At 64.3% G+C, this 255-nt stretch carries 1 pseudogene; it reads left to right on the top strand.

What is annotated here, in order from left to right:
- Positions 1–255 (top strand): annotated as a pseudogene (locus tag ACZYOF_RS44750) (IS5/IS1182 family transposase); the annotation flags it as partial.

Raw genomic sequence — 255 nt, 5'->3', positions numbered from 1 at the left:
ATGGAGAACCGGCATGGGCTGGCGACCGAACGCCGCGCCTCGGAGATCATGCTGAAGGCCCAAGGCAAAGCCGCCGGCCACCGCATCACGGCCGGCGAGGACAAGGCGTACGATACCGCCGATCACGCGGCCAATCTTCGTGCCATCAACGTGACACCGCATGTGACGCAGAACCAGGCCGTCACCAAAACCGGCAAGAACCGCAACAGCGCCATCGACGGACGAACCACGCGGCATCCGGGATACGGCATGTCA

The sequence above is a fragment of the Bradyrhizobium sp. LeoA1Lang genome (assembly GCF_055413685.1).
The sequence above is the reverse complement of the archived record's forward strand: the minus strand, read 5'-3'. Positions and strand labels throughout refer to the sequence as shown.